Genomic DNA, 17,540 nt, shown 5'->3' with positions numbered 1-17,540 from the left:
AACAGCGTATGTTGTCCGGACAAATAGAAAGTGAGACGTGGCTGTGCTGGAAGGCCTGCTCGACTTGTCCGGTCGCGTCGTCGTGGTGTCCGGCGCGGGAGGCGGGGGGATCGGTACGACGATCACCGCGCTGGCAGCCGAAGCCGGTGCCACCGTGATCGCAGTCAGCCGCTCGCAGGACAATCTCGACGAGCATGTGGGCCCGCTCGCGCGGCGCGGTCTGCCGGTGGTGCCGGTTGCGGCCGACGCCCGCACCGATGACGGCATCGCGACGATCATGGACCGGGCCCGGGAGGCCGAGGGAGAGCTCTACGGGCTGGTGAACGTGGCTGGCGGGGCGGCACCGGCCACGTGGATGCCCGCCACCAGAGTGTCGCGGTCCGACTGGCGCGATCTGTTCACCGCGAATCTCGAAACGACGTTTTTCACCAGTCAGGCCGTCGCGGCCGAGATCAGGGCGCAGGGAAACCCGGGGTCGATCGTGTCGATCTCATCGATCAGCGGGATGAACACCGCACCGTTCCACATTGCCTATGGCGCAGCCAAAGCCGCAGTGGTCGCGATGACCCGCACGATGGCTCTCGAGCTGGCCACCGACGGCATCCGGGTCAACGCGATCGCGCCCGGCGTGACGGAGACCGCTGCGTCGGCCACCTACGTCGACCCCGACCCCGACCGGGACCGCGCGGCGATCGCGATGGGCCGCCGCGGGCGCCCCGAGGAGCAGGCGGGCGCCGTTCTCTTTCTGCTCTCGGACCTGTCGAGCTATATCACCGGGCAGACGCTGCTGGTCGACGGCGGCATGAACCTCAAGTGGAGCCACCTGGCTCCCGACCACACGTCTCTGTTCTTGAAAGACGAGACCTTCCGCGCGGAGATCAGGAGGACCTGATGACAGACACGACGGACATCAAAGACGCGAAAGACGATGTGGTCGCCGAGGCGGTCGAGGAACTTTCGGCACCGACGACGATTCCGGTACAGGCCTACATCTCAGAGGCATATGCCCGCGCCGAGCGAGACAAGTTGTGGCGCAAGGTCTGGCAGCAGGTCGGCCGCGTCGAAGAGATCCCCGAGGTCGGCAGCTACCTGACCTACGACATCCTCGACGACTCGATCATCGTGGTCCGCACCGGGACCGGCCCGGCGGCGGACAACTTCACTGCCCACCACAACGTCTGCATGCACCGCGGCCGGCGCCTGGTCGACGTTCCGCCGGGGGCCAAGAACGCCTGCGATCGCACGCGAAAGTCGTTCGTGTGCGGATTCCACGGCTGGACCTACGGTCTGGACGGCGCGTGCACGCATATCCGCGAGCAGGACGACTGGCAGGGCGCACTGACCCCGGCGAACACGCACCTGGCGCATGTCAACGTCGACACCTGGGGCGGCTGGCTGTTCATCAACATGGATACCGACCCGGAACCCCTGGCCGACTACCTTTTTCCGGCCGCGAAGATCCTCGATCCGTTCGGCTTGGAGAACATGCGCTTCAAATGGCGCAAGTGGCTGAACTTCGACTGCAACTGGAAGGTCGCGCTGGAGGCCTTCAACGAGACTTACCACGTGTTCACCACGCACCCGGAGTTCAACAAGTTCGGTGAGTTCAAGGGCTGGGCCAAGGCGCAGGGCAGGCACAGCAATATCGGCTACGACGCACCAAAAGGCTTGGACGAGACGAAATCCAAGATCCGGCTGGGTTCCGGAGATCCCCGTATCTCGACAGCGGAGATGCAGGTGTACACCATGGAGGAGACCAACGCCACCACCACGGCGACCCTGGTGAATGCCGCCAAGCGCCTCGTCGAGGAGCTACCCGAGGGCACCCCGGCCGACAAGGTCCTCGAGCACTGGCTGACCTCGGCCCGCAACGACGATGCGGCGCGTGGCGTCATCTGGCCCACCATTCCCGCGGACATCCTCGGTCAAAGTGGTACCGCGTGGCAGATCTTCCCGAACTTCCAGATCGGTCAGGGGCTGACCAGTGCGCTGTGCTACAGCGCCCGCCCCGACCCCAGCTACCACCCGGACAAGTGCATCTTCGAGGTCGCGGTGTTCGAGTTGTACCCGAAAGGCGAAGAGCCGCAGACGGAATGGGTGTACACCCCGGTCGGCGACCCCAACTGGCTCTCGGTGCTGCCGCAGGACTTCTCCAATATGGCCGCAGTCCAGCAGGGCATGAAATCCCTCGGCTTCCCCGGCACCAAGCCCAACCCGTATCGCGAACGCAGCACCGTCAACCTGCACTACCAGCTGTCCAAATACATGGGCACCGGCGAACCCCACGATCTGACGTGATTTCGGCGTGCTCAGTTGCGCTCAGCGCGACTGAGCACGCCGAAATCGGAAAGGAATAGCTGTGAAAGTTAATCTAGGGACCGGGGCGCAGAACTCGCACGACTGGGATCGCGTGCTGGCCGGCAACTTCAGCAGTCCACCGGAGACCCCCGACTGGCAGTGCGTCGAAGGTGCCCTCGCCCTCGGCGACCTCGCCGAGCCGCTGGGTTTCGACGGGATCTGGTTCCCCGAGCACTGCGGCACCCCGTATGGCATGACGCCCAACCCGATCCAGGCGCTGACCTACTTCGCCGGTCGCACCGAACGGGTCGGCCTCGGCACGTTCGTCGCCGTCGCGCCCTGGTGGAATCCGGTCCGACTGGCGCACCAGATCGCCTATCTCGATATCCTTTCCAAGGGGCGCTACAACACCATCGGCATCGGCCGGGGCGTGTCGAAGTCCGAATTCGACGCCGTCGGCGTGCCGCGGGAGGAAAGCCGCGAGCGGTTCAACGAGTGTCTGGACGTCCTCGAACTCGCGTTCAGCGGTGAGCGGTTCTCCTACGACGGCGAGATCTTCTCGTTCCCGGAGATGTCGCTGCGCCCCGAGCCGTACAGCACGGACCTGTTCTCCCGGATCTACAGCTCCTCCTCGACGGCCGAGTCGCTGGAGATCCTGTCGCGGCGCGGCATGGTCCCGCTGTTCGTCGGCAACAAGCCGATCTGGGATGCCGGCGCCGAGGTACAGAAGGTGAACACCTTCCGCAAGGAGGAGGGCTTCGAGCCCTGCCAGCCCAAAAACGTGATGTTCATGTACTGCACAGACGGATCGGTACCGGAAGAAGATCTAGCGGCGCAGACCGACGAATGGATCTGGACCGCCAACCGGGACGTCAACGTGCACTACGGCTTCGCCGATGCGTCGAACTTCAAGGGCATCAAGGGGTATGAGGCCTACGCCGACCGCGAAGCCACGGCGACCGCGATCCTCGCCGAGGGTGTACAGGGCAAGCAGCCCGAACCCGGCACCAAGAAGCTCCCCGGCTATCACGCCTCGAATCTGCTGATCGGTACGCCGGACACCATTTTCGAGAAGCTCAAGGCAGCCCAGGAGGCCTGCTCATTTTCCGAGGTGACCATCGTCCCGCAGTTCGGCACCATGTCCTATGCCGACGGCATCGAGAGCGTGAAGCTCTTCGCCCGAGAGGTCCTGCCCGCGGTGCACGCGATGGCCGCCCCCCTGCACGAGGCCGCACTGCCCGCGGAGGCGCTGGCATGACCTGCGGCCCCACCGATACCCCGACCGATGTCGACATTCCGACGCTGCGCGAGAAGTACCGCATCGAGCGCGAGAAGCGGCTACGCAAGGAAGGCTCCCGGCAGTACGTCGAGACTGAGCACGAATTCGCCGGCTTCGCCGAAATCGATCCACACACAGCGTATGTCGAACGGGACCCGCTCGACACCGATATCGACGTGGCTGTTCTCGGCGGCGGGTTCGCCGGCCTGCTGTGCGGGGCGGCGCTGAAGAAGGCCGGCGTCGAGGATGTGCACATCATCGAACAGGGCGGCGACTTCGGTGGCGTCTGGTACTGGAACCGCTACCCGGGCATCCAGTGTGATAACGAATCATATTGCTATATACCGCTACTCGAAGAGCTGAGCTTCATCCCGAGTAAGAAGTTCGCGGACGGGGCCGAGATCTACCAGCATTGCCGCAATATCGGCAAGCACTTCGGCCTCTACGACGGCGCCGTCTTCTCCACCCAGGTGCGCGAGCTGAACTGGGACGACGACATCGCGCGCTGGCGGATCAGCACCAATCGCGGCGACGATATCCGGGCTCGCTTCGTGGTGTTGGGATCGGGTTCGTTCAACCGGCCGAAACTGCCGGGGATCCCGGGCATCAAAGACTTCGGCGGCCACCTCTTCCACTCCTCGCGTTGGGATTACGACTACACCGGAGGCGATGCGACCGGCGGATTGGACAAGCTGGCCGACAAGAAAGTTGCGCTGATCGGCACGGGCGCCACGGGCGTTCAGCTGGTGCCCTTCCTCGGCCGGGATGCCCAGCACCTGTACGTCTTTCAGCGCACCCCGTCGACCGTCGACGAGCGCAACAACACCCCCACCGACCCTAGCTGGGTCAAGACGCTGCGGCCCGGCTGGCAGAAGGAGCGGCAACGCAACTTTCATGCCTGGACCTTCGAGGGCATGGCCCTGGGCCAGCCGGACTACGTCTGCGACTTCTGGACCGAACTCGGCCGCAACACTGCCGCGCGCGTCCTCGCGCTGGAGGACCCCGCCTCCATGACCCCCGAGCAGTTCATGGGTCTGCGTGAGGAGGAGGACTACAAACTGATGGAACGGCTGCGCCGCCGCATCGACGGCCTGGTCGACGACCCCGAGACCGCCGAGGCGCTCAAGCCGTTCTACCGATTCCTCTGTAAGCGGCCGTGTTCCAATGACGACTATCTTTCGACGTTCAACCGGCCGAACGTCACCCTGGTCGACGTCTCCGACGCCAAGGGTGTGGAGAAGATCACCGTCAATGGCATCGTCGCAGGCGGCACGGAGTACGAGGTCGACTGCATCATCTTCGCCAGTGGTTTCGAGATCACCACCGAGATCAGCCGGCGGTACGCCATCGACGCGATCACCGGCCGGGACGGGTTGTCGCTGTACGACCACTGGGCCGAGGGCTACAAGACGCTGCACGGCCTGACCAGTCGCGGCTTTCCCAACCAGTTCTTCACCGGGTTCACCCAGGTGGGCATCTCGGCGAATATCGCCGCGAATTACGAACTGCAGGGCGAACATATCGCCTACGTCATCGCCGAAGCACTCAAGCGCGGGGCCACCACGGTGGAGCCGACGCAGGATGCGCAGGACGCCTGGTGCGCGACGATCAGGGAGAATCTGATCGACAACTCGGCGTTCGACTCCGAGTGCACACCGGGCTACTACAACAACGAAGGAGGCGGCAGCGGCGCCGAAAGCGAAGGTATTCGATCACATCTCGGTGAGCCCTACGGCCCAGGCTTCTACGCCTTCGGCGATCTGTTGGCGGGCTGGCGTGATCAGGGTGATCTGGACGGACTGGAACTCGGCACGTGAAATTCACCGACCGCGTCGCGGTGATCACCGGCGCGGGACGCGGACTCGGCCGCGCCTACGCCCTGTTGCTGGCGTCCCGCGGCGCCAGGGTGGTCGTCAACGATCCCGGTGCCAGCCTGACCGGAGACGGCTCTGACGTGAGCCCCGCCCATCAGGTGGTCGACGAGATCGCGGCGGCGGGCGGCCAGGCCGTCGCCAACACGGACTCGGTGACGACACCGGGCGGCGGGCAGGCCATCGTCGATACCGCGCTCGACGCATTCGGCCGCATCGACATCCTGATCCACAACGCGGGTAACGTCCGGCGCGGATCGCTGGCGGCGATGAGCTACGACGATTTCGACGCCGTCCTGGACGTCCACCTGCGTGGTGCGTTCCACGTGGTGCGGCCCGCGTTCCCGTTGATGTGCGAAAACGGCTACGGCCGAGTGGTATTGACATCGTCGATCGGCGGCCTCTACGGCAACCACGAGGTGGCCAACTATGCCGTCGCGAAGGCCGGGCTGATCGGGCTGTCCAACGTGGTGGCGCTCGAGGGCGCCGAACACGGCGTCAGATGCAACGTTATCGTCCCGAGCGCAGTCACCAGAATGGCTGACGGCATCGACATCTCGGCCTATCCGCCGATGGACCCGCAACTGGTGGCACCCGTGGTCGGGTGGCTGGCCCACGAATCGTGCTCGATCACCGGCGAGATGCTGATCGCGATCGCCGGGCGGGTGGCACGGGCGGTGATCGCGGAAACACCCGGTGTCTACCGGCCGTCCTGGTCGATCGAGGAGGTGGCCGAACAGATGGCCGCCGTACGTGATACCGCCACCCCGATCATCTTCCCGGTAGTGCCAAGCGGGCACGGCGATCACATCCGGTACAGCTTCGCGATGGCCGCCAGAGAGGTTTCGCATGGATAGCCGCGCCAACGCCGCAGGCCCGCTGCGCGGCGTGCGAGTCATCGACCTCACCGCGATGGTGATGGGACCGTATTGCACCCAGATCATGGCCGATATGGGCGCCGACGTGATCAAGGTCGAGACGCCGGCGGGCGACAACACCCGCTACATCTCGGTCGGTCCCGCGCCGGGAATGAGCGGCGTCTTCCAGAATGTCAACCGCGGAAAACGCGGTGTGGTGCTGGATCTACGGACTGAGGACGGCGCGGCGGCCCTGCGCGCGCTCATCGAGACCGCCGACGTGTTCATCCACTCCATGCGGTCCAAGGCCGTGGTCAAACTCGGCTTCGGCTATGACGACGTCGCAGCCATCAACCCCGGGATCGTCTACACCAACTGCTACGGCTACGGCCGCCGCGGACCCGAAGCGGACCGGCCCGCCTACGACGACACCATCCAGGCCGAATGCGGATTGCCGGCTGTGCAGAAGCAACTCACCGGGGAGGCCAACTACGTCGGCACCATCATGGCCGACAAGGTTGGCGGGCTGACCGCGCTGTACGCCACCATGATGGCGCTGTTCCACCGGGAACGGGCCGGGGAGGGCCAAGAGGTCGAGGTCAGCATGTTCGAGACCATGGCGTCGTTCATGCTCGTCGAACACGCCAACGGTGCCATGTTCGACCCGCCGCTCGGTCCGGCGATCTATCCGCGGACGGTGGCGCCGAACCGGCGGCCGTACGAGACCAGTGACGGATATGTCGCGGTGCTGATCTATAACGACAAGCACTGGAACGCCTTCGTGAACGCCGTCCGACCGCCGTGGGCGGGGGAGTTGTACGCCACCCTGGAGCGCCGCGCCCGCCACATCGACACGGTCTACGGGTTGGTGGCGCAGACCCTCAAGGAGCGGACCACTGCAGAATGGCTGGCGCTGTTCGGTGAACTGCAGATCCCTGCCGCCGCGCTGAACACGCCCGACGACCTCTTCGACAACGAACACCTCAACGCGGTCGGGCTGTTCGAGACGGTACAGACACGGTATGGCCCGGTGCGCTTTCCCGGTGTGCCGAACTGGTTTTCGCGAACCCCGGGACACGTCGCCGGACCGGCCCCCGAGCTGGGTGCCGACACCGCTGCCGTGCTCGACGAACTAGGGCAGGCCGGCGGGGTCGAGCCCGTCGTGGGCTCGGGATAGAGGATCACGGTGGATTTCGATATGGGCGATGGGGCTGCGGAGCTGCGCCGCGAACTACGCGATCTGGTGCACGCCCACGTGCCCGCTGACTATCTGGGCGCCTTCACCGATGACCCTGCGGATCTCGAAGTGGCCCAACAGTTCTGCCGACTACTCGCCGACAAAGGGCTGCTGTGCCTGTCCTGGCCCGCGGAGTTCGGCGGCGGCGGTGCGTCAGCCTGGGAGCAGACAGTGGTTCGCGAGGAGATGTGGGCACACCACGAGCCGCGCGGCGCGCAGTACATGGGTGTCAACTGGGTCGGCCCGACCATCATGCGCCACGGCACCGAGGGCCAGCAGCGGCAGCACCTACCACCGATCGGACGTGGTGAGGTCATCTGGTGCCAGGGCTTCTCGGAACCGGAGGCGGGTTCGGATCTGGCGTCGCTGCGTACGACGGCGCGCCGCGACGGAGACGGCTGGCTGGTCAGCGGCCAGAAGATCTGGACGTCGTACGCCACCATGGCCCAGTGGTGCTTTCTGCTGGCACGGACGAGCAGAGGTGAGAAGAAACAACAGGGCCTGACCATCTTCCTGGTGCCGATGTCGGATCCGGCGATCACGGTGCGGCCGATCGACTGCATGATGGGCCCGCACCATCTCAACGAAGTCTTCTTCGACGATCTGCGGGTCACTGACGCCGATGTCCTCGGCACCATCGGCGACGGCTGGTCGATCGTGCAGGACGTGCTGGCCTTCGAACGGGTGGGGATCGCACGGTACGCACGATGTGAACGACTGCTGCAGGCCGCCCCGAAGGCACTCGGTGAGGGGTGGGAGCTGTTGCCGGCGGAACTGCGCGCCCGCTGGTCTCGAATGCTGCTGCACTGCCGCCGCGCCCGGCTGCTCGCCTACCGGCTGGTATCGCTGCAAAGCTCGGGCCGGGTGGCCCCCGGCGACGCGGCAAGCTACCGGATCGCCGTGACCAAACTCGATCAGGACAGCGCCGAGGTACTGATGGAAATCCTCGCCGAGATCCCCTCTGAGCACGCCGGGACCGCCGTCGCGCAGTGGTTCCGTGGCGAGGTGCAGGACCATTGGAAGTACTCGCAGGCCTCCACTGTTTCCTCGGGAAGCATTGAGATGCAACGTATTCTGCTATCACGCGCGCTGCTGGCGGCATCGTGAAACTCGACCTGAGTGACGAGGCGACCGACTACGGCCGCGAGGCGCTGCGGGCATTCGAAGCGGCCGGCGGCGACAGCCTGATCCAGCGGGCGCAGGCCCGGCCCGAGACCAGGGCGGCGCTCGTCGGGCCGGCGCTCGCCGGCCTCGGTGCCTGGGACCTCGACCCTCGCACCGACAACGACGCACTGGAAGCCGCCGCGGCGCTGTGCCGTAGCTCCGGGTACTGGGCGTTGCCCTATCCGGTGGCCGAGCGGCTGGCTCGTCCCGCCGGCCTCGACGTAGATGGGTTGATCGTCGTCGCCGATAACGCGCCGTCCGCTCCGCTCTACGGTCTTGAATTTCGCTGGGCTGCAGTGACACTCGCTGGTGTGCGCAGTTCAGTCACCGGGTTGGGAACGCAGAGAGCCGGTTTCGTCAGCTCGGTGGAGCTGACTCCGCTCGACGACGCAGGAACCGGCGACATCGCCCTCGGGTTGGTGCTGCCGTGCTGGACGCTGCTCGGGATGCTCGACCGGGCAATGCACCTCACAATCAACCACATCCGGCTGCGCCAACAGTTCGGCCAGCCGCTGTCGGGATTTCAGGGTGTTCAGTTCCAGCTGACCGACGCCGAGGTGGAGCGCAGCGGACTGGAAATGCTGGCCAAATATTCGTTGTGGAGCATCGGGACCGACCGGCCGGAGGCGGTCGAGGATGCGCTTGCGCTGCGGCTGGCCGCGATCGAAGCCGCCGAGATCGTCTTCCGCGTCTGCCATCAACTGCACGGTGCGGTCGGCTTCTGCGACGAGACCGCGCTGTCGTGGCTGTCGCGGTACAGCCAGCCGTTGCGGCGGCTGCCGTTCGGCTTGTCTGCCACCAAGGACCGATTGACCGAGCGTGCCGGACGGCGGGGCCTGACCGGCCTGTTCAGCGATGTGGGAGTGATGGCGTGACCGCCACGGATCTCGGCGAGTTCCGGGCCCAGGTACGGGACTGGTGCCGGGCGCATACCCCGGCAGACTGGCGCCGGACGCAGAGCGGAGTCAGCGGCGAGGAGTTCGTCGCGTTCCAAAAATCGTGGTTCGCCGAACTGAACGCGGCGGGTTACGCAGTGCCGCACTGGCCGAGTGAATGGGGCGGCGGCATGTCCGTCGATGAACAGGTCGTGCTGTATCAGGAACTGGCCGCCCATGACGCGCCCCGCTTGGTGTTGGCGTTCGTCGGCATCCACCACGCGGCCTCGACGCTGTTGGTGGCCGGTACCGACGAGCAACGCCGACGGCATCTGCCGGCCATCCGCGACGGTGAGATCTGGGTGCAGGGTTTTTCCGAGCCGGAGGCCGGATCCGACCTCGCCGCACTGCGGACCACTGCGCGTCGGGATGGCGACCGGTTCATCGTCAACGGCCAGAAGCTGTGGGCCAGTGGCGGAATGCACGCAGACTGGTGTCTGCTCCTGGCCCGCACCGACCCGGCGGCCCCGAAACGCAAAGGTATTTCCTACTTCTTGATGGATATGAGCGTACCTGGTGTCGACGTCCGGCCGATCCGCAACGCGGTCGGGGATTCGCACTTCTGCGAGATCTTCCTCAATGACGTGGAAATACCGGCGGCGAACCTGGTCGGCGCCGAGAACGCCGGCTGGCAGGTCGCGCAGGCCACCTTGGGCGCCGAGCGTGGTATGACGATGCTGGAACTGGCTGAGCGTCTCGGTAACGCGGGCTTCCGGTGGCTGGTCGAAACCTGTCGCCCGATCGACGATGCCGCGGTGGCGGACCGACTGGCGCAGTTCGAGATCGAGATCGCCGGCCTGCGTGGGTTGTGCCGTGAGCTCGTCGAGCACAGCCACACAGGCACGGCCGGCCCGGCGGATGCGTCGATCGTCAAACTCTGCTACAGCGAATTACTGCAACGCCTGACCGATTTCGGTGCCGAGGTGGGTGGGTTGGCCGCCCACACGGTTCTGACCAAGCCGATGTCGAGCGGCTGGGAGTCCGGTGCGTGGGTGTTGGATTTCATCGGATCCTGGGAGTGGACCATCCCCGGCGGGGCGAGCGAAATTCAGCGGACCATCATTGCCGAGCGCGGACTCGGGATGCCACGAGAGCCGATCCCCGTCTGATGGCGGGCGAATCCTCGGAGTTCGGCGAACTCCACGACGAACTCCGGGCGGTGGCAGTCGATCTGCTCGCCAAGGGGGACGCCGGCTCGCACGTCGCCTGGCCAGTCCTGGCTCAGCTGGGCTGGACCGGACTGGAGGTGCCCGACACCCTCGGTGGTGCGGGTGCGACGTTCGCCGAAGTGGCCGTCATCCTGGAACAGTTGGGACGCGCCGCGGCCAGCACCTCCTATGTCGGTGGTGCGGTGCTCGGGGTGAGCGCGCTGAACCTGCTGCAGCCCACTGTGTTCCGCGACGAACTGCTTGAGCAGGTGGCCGTCGGCACGGCCCGGTTGGCGGTGGTGGTCGATCCGGGTTTCGAGATCACCACCTCCGCAGGCGGGCTGAAGCTGTCCGGACGGGCGGAGTTCGTGCCGGACGCCGGCGAGGCCGAGCGCCTGTTACTGCTCGCGGGGGACCCCTCGGGAATACCGGTGATCGTCGCCGCCGATGTCGCGGAGCTCGATGTCACGGCCCAGCCGGTGCTCGACGACACCCGCAGCTTTGCCGCGGTGGCCGCGGCGGACGTGTCGGTCACCGAATCGTCGGTGTGGGCGTTCGAGGGGGATGCCCACACCGCGGTTGGTGCGTTGACGGACCGGGCGGCACTGGCGATCGCCTGCGACAGCCTCGGCTTGAGCGAGGCGATGCTGGCCGCAACCGTGTCGTATACCGCTGTGCGGCAACAGTTCGGCCGGCCGATCGGCTCATTCCAGGCCGTCAAGCACGCGTGTGCGGCCATGATGGTGCAGATCGCGATGTCGCGGCAACTGGTCGGCGCCGCGGTGGACGCCGTGACCGACGGCCGGCCCGATGCCGGGACCGCGGTGTCGATGGCGAAGTCCTACGCGTGCAGCGCTGCCGTCGAGGTGGTCGGCAAGGCGATGCAATTGCACGGCGGCATCGGGTACACCTGGGAAAGCGGTGTGCACGTCTACCTCAAACGTGCAGCACTGAACCGCGCGTTGTTCGGCTCACCCGCCGCACACCGCAGACGACTTGCCCAGCGCTATCGCTGAATTCCGGTGCGAACGGTCAGAAGAGGTCCTTGTGCGGCACGTCGGTCACCAGACCACCGTCCATCACGAACTCGCTGCCGGTGGCATAGGAGGACTCGTCACTGATCAGGAAGACCACGAACGTCGACACCTCGGGGGACTGCCCCGGGCGGCCGAGAGGAGTGGTCACCATGTCCTCGGGGAAGTGCTTGGTCATCGGGGTCCGGATGAAACCGGGGTGGATCGAGTTGACCCGGATGTTGAACTTGCCCAACTCGATTGCCGCCGACTTGGACAGACCGCGCACGGCCCACTTCGACGCCACGTACGGGTGCACCATCGGGGCGCCGCGCAGGCCTTCGATCGAGGACACGTTGATGATCGACCCGTTGCCCGCAGCCTTCATCGAGTCGACGGTCGCCTGCATGCCCAGAAAGGTGCCGGTGAGGTTGACGTCGATGACCTGTTGCCATTTGGCCATGTCGAACTTGCCGATCTTGCCCAGCGCGACGATGCCTGCGTTGTTGACCAGCCCAGTCAGGCTGCCGAACTCGCTGTTGGCCAGGGCCACCGCGGCATCCCACTGATCAGCCTGCGTGACGTCGAGGTGGACATATCGCGCGGAATCGCCGATCTCGTCGGCCAGCGCCTGCCCCTTGTCATCGAGAATGTCGCCGATCACGACCTTGGCGCCCTCGGCGACGAGCATCTGTGCATGCGAGGCGCCCATCCCCTGTGCACCGCCGCTGATCAGTACGACTTTTCCGTCCACGCGTCCCATGACGGGTCAGGCTACCGCAAGCCGAAATCCGAACTAGAACTTGTTCCAATTTTGCGGCGGGACACGCATACTTCGTTCCATGGCCATCCGTGTTGCGTTAATCGGTCCCGGTAACTGCGGCAGCCTTGCGCTGGCGCAACTCATCGAGGACCCCCGGTTCGAGCTGACAGCGGTCGGCGTGTCGGCCGAGGCCAAGGTCGGCACGGATGCCGGTGAGCTTGCCGGGATGGACGTCGCCACCGGAATCATCGCCACCAAGGGCGTCGACGCCGCGCTGGACACCGCGCCGGACTGCCTGGTCTACACCGCCGACGGCGACACCCGGATGCCCGAGGCGATGGCCGAAGTCATGCGCGCACTCGCCGCCGGGATCAACGTCGTCGGATCGGCGCCTGGGGTGTTGCAGTACCCCTGGGGAGTAATCCCGGACAAATACATCGATCGCGTCGAAGATGCGGCGCGGCAGGGTAATTCGACCATCTTCATCACCGGTGTCGATCCCGGGTTCGGTACCGACCTACTTCCGCTGGCGATCGCCAGCACCTGCCAGCGCATCGAGCAGGTGCGCACCATGGAGATCGCCGACTACGCCACCTATGACGGTGCCACGGTGATGTTCGACGTGATGGGCTTCGGCAACGCGATCGGCGACTTTCCGATCCTGTTCCAGCCCGGCGTGCTGAGCATCGCCTGGGGTACCGCAATCCGTCAGCTCGCCGCAGGCCTGGGCATCGAGGTCGACGAGATCAGGGACTCGGTCGAACAAGAGCCGGCGCCGGAGGACTTCGACGTCGCCGTCGGGCGGATCGCGAAAGGCACCGTCGCGGCCTTGCGCTTCCAGATCGAAGGGCTGGTCGACGGGCATCCGGCCATCGTCGTCGAGCACGTCACGCGTCTGCGTGCGGACCTGCGGCCAGACTGGGCGCAGCCCGCTCACCCGGGCGGCTCGTACCGGGTCGAGATCACCGGCGAACCGTCGTATTTCGTCGATATCGTCCCGACCAGCAAAAACGGCGGCGCCCCCTATGCGGCGATCCTGGCCGCGGCCGGTCGCATCGTGAACGCGATCCCGGCGGTGCTCGAAGCACCCGCGGGTATCAGCACGACGCTGAGCCTGCCGTTCGTCACCGGCGCCGGCACCTACCGCACCCCGGATAGGGCCCTACCCTGACGCGGATCAGCGTGCGGACGCAGAGGGCATTTCGCTACCGACGATCCTGACGGTGCGCGAGACCGCGGGCCGGCCGCTGGTGGCCGGGGTGCCCGCGCACGCGGTCTCTTGACGGCCGCCGATCCTGGTGCGCTCGGAGGCCGTCATCCCGCCCCAGATACCGTGCGGCTCAGGGGTGCGCAGGGCGTGCTCGCGGCACTGCTGTAGAACGGGGCACTGTCGGCAGATCGACTTGGCGATGTTCTCCTGCCTGCGCCGATCCGCGCGGCCGTTGTCGTCAGGGAAGAAGATCTCGGGCGATTCGCCGCGACACTTTCCCTGCAGCTGCCAGTTCCAGGCCTCTTCGGTGGCGGCGGGCAGGCGTGAGCACTGCGTCCGGCCGAACGTTGCCAGGTACCTACTCTTAGCGGTCATACCCCGACCTCCTGTCAAGTGTCCCGTGGGTAACACTGGACACAGCTGTCACAGGGCTTGTCGCCGGTCGGTTCGCCGGTGTTACTGCGCCTCGTAAACATCGGTTATCACGCCTCGTAAACGTCGTCCCCAGTACACCGGAGCCGGATATCCTGACGGCGCCGTCGGTCGGTCAGGGAAAGGGTCCTCATGTCGAATCACTTCACCGGGCTGAACCTGGGTCCGCCGCTGGGCGATCAGCGCCTGGACCTGTGCGACCTTTACGCCTTCCAGTCGCCGAGCGATCCGGGCCGGACGGTGCTGATCCTCAACGCCAACCCCACCGCGGGGCCGTTGCATCCCGATGCGATCTACCGACTGGCCGTCGACAACGACGGGGACCTCCTCAACGACATCGCGTTCAGCTACGTGTTCTCCACTCCCGTCGACGGCCGGCAGACCGTTGATGTGTACCTGGCGACCGGTGAGCAGGCCCGCGACGTCGAAGCCGTCGGCGACAAGGTTTTCGAAGGCGTCGAGGTGTCGTTCGGCCCGGAGCCGAATATCGCCACCTCCGGTGACCTGACCTTCTTCGCCGGCGCTCGCAGCGACGCCTTCTTCTTCGATTTCGACGGTGTGAAGAACCTGTTCGACACCTCCGGCGGCCGCAATTTCACCGCGCTGACCTTGCCGGGTGAATCTCCTTGGACGGGAACGGATTCCAATACCGAGGCCAACGTGTTCTCGACCGTCATCGAAGTGCCGACCAGCCTCCTCGGGGCGCACCCGGACATCCGGATCTGGGGTCGGTGCAGCCTGCACCACGACGGTGAACTCGAACACGTCGACCGGGCCGGACACCCGTCGGTCAGCAGCTTTTTCAACACCGACGAGACGAAGCTGGAGTACAACGCCAGCGAGCCCGTCAACGACAAGCAGCGCTGGACTGCCCAGTTCGTACACCTGATGGGCCACACCGGTGGTTACACCGACGAAGAAGCCGAAGCTGCCATCGACCACGAGGGCACCCTGCCCGACATGCTGCGCTTCAACCCCTCCGAGCCGGCCAAGTATCCGAACGGGCGGGTGTTCACCGACGACGTCATCGACTATCGCCTGGCATTTCTGTCGAAGGGCGATATCCCGCCCAGTGGACTTTCACCGCATACCGACACGTTGACCGGGTTTCCATACCTGGGTCCGCCGCACTCGAGTCCGTAACGGCGTCAGCGCAACGGCACCTGCTGCTCCGACGGCAGATTCTCGTTACTCGCCGCCCAGGACGCCAGCAGCTTCAGGCCGTCGGATGTCGGTGTTCCCGCAGCAGCGGTATAGATGTTGAGCTGCAGGCCGGGCTCGGAGGGGACCTCCATGGCCTCGAAGTCGAGATCGAGCTGGCCGACGACAGGGTGGCACAACCGCTTGCGGCCCGAGCGGTGGAACCGGACGTCCTGCGATGCCCATCGTTGCCGGAAAAGCTCACTGCGCGTCGACAATTCGCCGATCAACGCGATCAGCTCCTCATCATGCGGATTGCGTCCCGCTTCGAGGCGCAACATGGCTGCGGCGTCGCGGGTGATCTGGTCGTAGTCGACGAAGAACCGCTCGGCGGCCTCGGGGTTCAGGTAGACGAAACGTGTCGTGTTGGCAGGGCGGCGCGGGTCGGCCAGGACGGGCGAATAGAGCGCCCGGGCGAGTCGATTCATCGCGAGCACGTCGTGGCGACCGTTGCGGATCCACGCCGGCGCTTCGGTGACGGCATCGAGGACCTGCTGCAGGACCGGCCGAATGGTCGTCGACGGCCGGCGCCGGCGCCGGCTGCTGCCGGTCCCCGCCGCCCTGGCCAAGGCATAGAGGTGCTCCCGTTCAGCTTCGTCGAGTTGCAGCGCTGACGCCACGGCCTCGAGAACACCGTCGGAGGCACCCCCGAGGCTGCCCCGCTCCATGCGGACGTAGTAGTCGACCGAGACGCCGGCGAGCAGTGCCACTTCCTCGCGCCGCAGACCTTTCACCCGGCGGTTGCCGCCGTAGGCGGGAAGCCCGGCCTGCTCCGGATTGATCCGGGCGCGCCGCGAGCTGAGGAATTCGCGAATCTCGCCACGCGAGTCCATCGTGCCCATACCCGTCCACGGTAGAGGCGCCGGCCGCGATGTGGGAGGGACTGCGGGTACCTGGTACGGCAGGCACCCCCGCGTCGGCGTGATCGGGCCTAGCGTGGAGCACATGAGCATCCCCGCCTAAGCCCTCAAGCCCTCAAGCCCTCAAGCCTTGAAGCCTTGACCAACGGCGCCGAGATGCCCGTGCTCGGCTTCGGCGTCATCCAGACGCCGCCCGAGGAGACGATCGACACGGACCCCTACCCACAGTCGAGAAGCTGATTGCCGAAGGCATCGAAATCATTTAATCCTGAGGAGGATTCATGCACACACGCACTCTCGGTCAAGGCCTGCAGGTTTCTGCGATCGGCCTTGGCTGCATGGGAATGTCCATGGGTTACGGCCCGAATCCCGGTGACCGCGACGATATGATCGGCGTGATCCGCCACAGCGTCGACGAGGCCGGGATCACGTTCTTCGACACCGCCGAGGTCTACGGTCCCTACGTCAACGAGGAACTGGTCGGCGAAGCACTCGAACCGGTGCGCGACCAGGTGGTGATCGCCACCAAGTTCGGCTGGAACATCGTCGAGGGCAAGATGGCCGGCACCAATTCGCGGCCGGAGCAGATCAAGCGGGTGGCGGACGCGTCGTTGAAGCGATTGCGCACCGACGTGATCGACCTGTTCTACCAGCACCGCGTCGACCCCGACGTCCCGATCGAAGATGTCGCCGGCACCGTCGCAGAGCTGGTAGCCCAGGGCAAGGTCCGGTATTTCGGGTTGTCCGAGGCCGGGGCAGACACCATTCGGCGGGCCCACGCGGTCTTCCCGGTGACCGCCGTGCAGAGCGAGTACTCCCTGTGGACCCGCGACCCCGAACCCGAGGTCCTGCCCGCCTGCGCTGAGCTCGGCATCGGGTTCGTGCCCTTCAGCCCGCTCGGAAAAGGGTTCCTGACCGGAACCGTCGCGGCGTCCACGGAGTTCGGTGCCGGCGACATCCGGACGACGCTGCCGCGGTTCACCGCCGAAAACATCGGCGCGAACCAGGCTTTGGTGAACCAGGTGCGGACCCTCGCCGACGCCAAGGGCGCCACCCCTGGTCAGGTCGCGCTGGCGTGGTTGCTCGCGAAGGCACCGTGGATCGTGTCGATCCCGGGGACCCGCAGGCGCGACCGGGTCGACGAGAACGCCGGCGCAACGGCAGTGGCACTGTCAGCGGACGAGGTCGCCGATCTCGATGCGCTGGCCTCCCGCGTCGGGGTGCAGGGCGACCGTTACACCCCGGCCATGATGGCGATGGTCGGACTGTGACG

The 17,540-nt window shown here is 65.9% G+C and carries 16 protein-coding genes; 13 read left to right on the top strand and 3 right to left on the bottom strand.

Features of this window, described 5'->3' with window-relative positions:
• The first annotated feature begins 46 nt into the window (after positions 1–46).
• The 10 genes from H7J73_RS24815 to H7J73_RS24770 all read left to right on the top strand — a co-directional run bounded on the left by H7J73_RS24815 (position 47) and on the right by H7J73_RS24770 (position 11,805).
• Positions 47–892 carry an SDR family NAD(P)-dependent oxidoreductase gene (locus H7J73_RS24815; RefSeq protein WP_264070502.1) on the top strand — a complete coding sequence of 282 codons (846 nt, stop codon included), beginning with the start codon at positions 47–49 and terminating at the stop codon, positions 890–892.
• The gene (locus tag H7J73_RS24810; RefSeq protein WP_264070391.1) at positions 892–2,298 is read left to right on the top strand and encodes an aromatic ring-hydroxylating oxygenase subunit alpha; all 1,407 of its coding nucleotides are present in this window, start codon (positions 892–894) and stop codon (positions 2,296–2,298) included. Before H7J73_RS24815 ends, H7J73_RS24810 begins: the two co-directional genes overlap by 1 nt.
• Before the next feature lie 61 nt (positions 2,299–2,359).
• Positions 2,360–3,556: an LLM class flavin-dependent oxidoreductase gene (locus tag H7J73_RS24805; protein WP_264070390.1), complete on the top strand. Its 1,197-nt coding sequence runs from the start codon at positions 2,360–2,362 to the stop codon at positions 3,554–3,556.
• Positions 3,553–5,394 carry a flavin-containing monooxygenase gene (locus H7J73_RS24800; protein ID WP_264070389.1) on the top strand — a complete coding sequence of 614 codons (1,842 nt, stop codon included), beginning with the start codon at positions 3,553–3,555 and terminating at the stop codon, positions 5,392–5,394. The genes H7J73_RS24805 and H7J73_RS24800 overlap by 4 nt, the downstream gene beginning before the upstream one ends.
• A complete protein-coding gene (locus H7J73_RS24795) occupies positions 5,391–6,305 on the top strand; it encodes an SDR family NAD(P)-dependent oxidoreductase (RefSeq protein WP_264070387.1) in 915 nt (304 codons plus the stop codon). The genes H7J73_RS24800 and H7J73_RS24795 overlap by 4 nt, the downstream gene beginning before the upstream one ends.
• Positions 6,298–7,482 carry a CaiB/BaiF CoA transferase family protein gene (locus H7J73_RS24790; RefSeq protein WP_264070385.1) on the top strand — a complete coding sequence of 395 codons (1,185 nt, stop codon included), beginning with the start codon at positions 6,298–6,300 and terminating at the stop codon, positions 7,480–7,482. The genes H7J73_RS24795 and H7J73_RS24790 overlap by 8 nt, the downstream gene beginning before the upstream one ends.
• A gap of 9 nt (positions 7,483–7,491) precedes the next feature.
• Positions 7,492–8,649 (top strand): acyl-CoA dehydrogenase family protein, encoded by a 1,158-nt coding sequence (locus tag H7J73_RS24785; RefSeq protein WP_264070383.1) that lies wholly within the window; start codon positions 7,492–7,494, stop codon positions 8,647–8,649.
• Positions 8,646–9,581 carry an acyl-CoA dehydrogenase family protein gene (locus H7J73_RS24780; RefSeq protein WP_264070382.1) on the top strand — a complete coding sequence of 312 codons (936 nt, stop codon included), beginning with the start codon at positions 8,646–8,648 and terminating at the stop codon, positions 9,579–9,581. The genes H7J73_RS24785 and H7J73_RS24780 overlap by 4 nt, the downstream gene beginning before the upstream one ends.
• Positions 9,578–10,750 carry an acyl-CoA dehydrogenase family protein gene (locus H7J73_RS24775; RefSeq protein ID WP_264070381.1) on the top strand — a complete coding sequence of 391 codons (1,173 nt, stop codon included), beginning with the start codon at positions 9,578–9,580 and terminating at the stop codon, positions 10,748–10,750. Before H7J73_RS24780 ends, H7J73_RS24775 begins: the two co-directional genes overlap by 4 nt.
• Positions 10,750–11,805, top strand: coding sequence for an acyl-CoA dehydrogenase family protein (locus H7J73_RS24770; RefSeq protein WP_264070380.1), 1,056 nt, complete (start codon positions 10,750–10,752; stop codon positions 11,803–11,805). The genes H7J73_RS24775 and H7J73_RS24770 overlap by 1 nt, the downstream gene beginning before the upstream one ends.
• 16 nt (positions 11,806–11,821) lie before the next feature.
• Here H7J73_RS24770 and H7J73_RS24765 read toward each other — a convergent pair whose 3' ends face one another.
• Complete coding sequence (locus H7J73_RS24765; protein ID WP_264070379.1) at positions 11,822–12,565, bottom strand: SDR family oxidoreductase; 744 nt, start codon at positions 12,563–12,565, stop codon at positions 11,822–11,824.
• Between the two features lie 79 nt (positions 12,566–12,644).
• On the opposite strand from H7J73_RS24765, the gene H7J73_RS24760 reads away from it, so the two are divergent.
• Entirely contained in the window at positions 12,645–13,736 is a 1,092-nt protein-coding gene (locus H7J73_RS24760) for an NAD(P)H-dependent amine dehydrogenase family protein (protein ID WP_264070378.1), read from the top strand.
• A 6-nt stretch (positions 13,737–13,742) separates the two neighbouring features.
• Here H7J73_RS24760 and H7J73_RS24755 read toward each other — a convergent pair whose 3' ends face one another.
• Positions 13,743–14,150: a WhiB family transcriptional regulator gene (locus H7J73_RS24755; protein WP_264070377.1), complete on the bottom strand. Its 408-nt coding sequence runs from the start codon at positions 14,148–14,150 to the stop codon at positions 13,743–13,745.
• Positions 14,151–14,339: 189 nt separating this feature from the next.
• On the opposite strand from H7J73_RS24755, the gene H7J73_RS24750 reads away from it, so the two are divergent.
• Positions 14,340–15,350: a DUF4331 family protein gene (locus H7J73_RS24750; protein WP_264070376.1), complete on the top strand. Its 1,011-nt coding sequence runs from the start codon at positions 14,340–14,342 to the stop codon at positions 15,348–15,350.
• 5 nt (positions 15,351–15,355) lie between these two features.
• Here the strand turns inward: H7J73_RS24750 and H7J73_RS24745 are convergent, their stop codons facing one another.
• Positions 15,356–16,249: a helix-turn-helix transcriptional regulator gene (locus H7J73_RS24745; protein WP_264070375.1), complete on the bottom strand. Its 894-nt coding sequence runs from the start codon at positions 16,247–16,249 to the stop codon at positions 15,356–15,358.
• A 299-nt stretch (positions 16,250–16,548) separates the two neighbouring features.
• Between H7J73_RS24745 and H7J73_RS24740 the strand changes: the two genes are divergently transcribed.
• A complete protein-coding gene (locus tag H7J73_RS24740; RefSeq protein ID WP_264070374.1) occupies positions 16,549–17,538 on the top strand; it encodes an aldo/keto reductase in 990 nt (329 codons plus the stop codon).
• The last annotated feature ends 2 nt before the right edge of the window (positions 17,539–17,540 follow it).

It is taken from the genome of Mycolicibacterium komossense (assembly GCF_025822605.1).
Classification (GTDB): domain Bacteria; phylum Actinomycetota; class Actinomycetes; order Mycobacteriales; family Mycobacteriaceae; genus Mycobacterium; species Mycobacterium komossense.
The sequence above is the reverse complement of the archived record's forward strand: the minus strand, read 5'-3'. Positions and strand labels throughout refer to the sequence as shown.

Excerpts from the sequence above, each read along its gene's own strand:
- H7J73_RS24810 (WP_264070391.1), top strand. The coding sequence starts at position 892 with ATGACAGACACGACGGACATCAAAGACGCGAAAGACGATGTGGTCGCC.
- H7J73_RS24800 (WP_264070389.1), top strand. The coding sequence starts at position 3,553 with ATGACCTGCGGCCCCACCGATACCCCGACCGATGTCGACATTCCGACG.
- H7J73_RS24790 (WP_264070385.1), top strand. The coding sequence starts at position 6,298 with ATGGATAGCCGCGCCAACGCCGCAGGCCCGCTGCGCGGCGTGCGAGTC.
- H7J73_RS24770 (WP_264070380.1), top strand. The coding sequence starts at position 10,750 with ATGGCGGGCGAATCCTCGGAGTTCGGCGAACTCCACGACGAACTCCGG.
- H7J73_RS24765 (WP_264070379.1), bottom strand. The coding sequence starts at position 12,565 with ATGGGACGCGTGGACGGAAAAGTCGTACTGATCAGCGGCGGTGCACAG.
- H7J73_RS24760 (WP_264070378.1), top strand. The coding sequence starts at position 12,645 with ATGGCCATCCGTGTTGCGTTAATCGGTCCCGGTAACTGCGGCAGCCTT.
- H7J73_RS24755 (WP_264070377.1), bottom strand. The coding sequence starts at position 14,150 with ATGACCGCTAAGAGTAGGTACCTGGCAACGTTCGGCCGGACGCAGTGC.
- H7J73_RS24750 (WP_264070376.1), top strand. The coding sequence starts at position 14,340 with ATGTCGAATCACTTCACCGGGCTGAACCTGGGTCCGCCGCTGGGCGAT.
- H7J73_RS24745 (WP_264070375.1), bottom strand. The coding sequence starts at position 16,249 with ATGGGCACGATGGACTCGCGTGGCGAGATTCGCGAATTCCTCAGCTCG.
- H7J73_RS24740 (WP_264070374.1), top strand. The coding sequence starts at position 16,549 with ATGCACACACGCACTCTCGGTCAAGGCCTGCAGGTTTCTGCGATCGGC.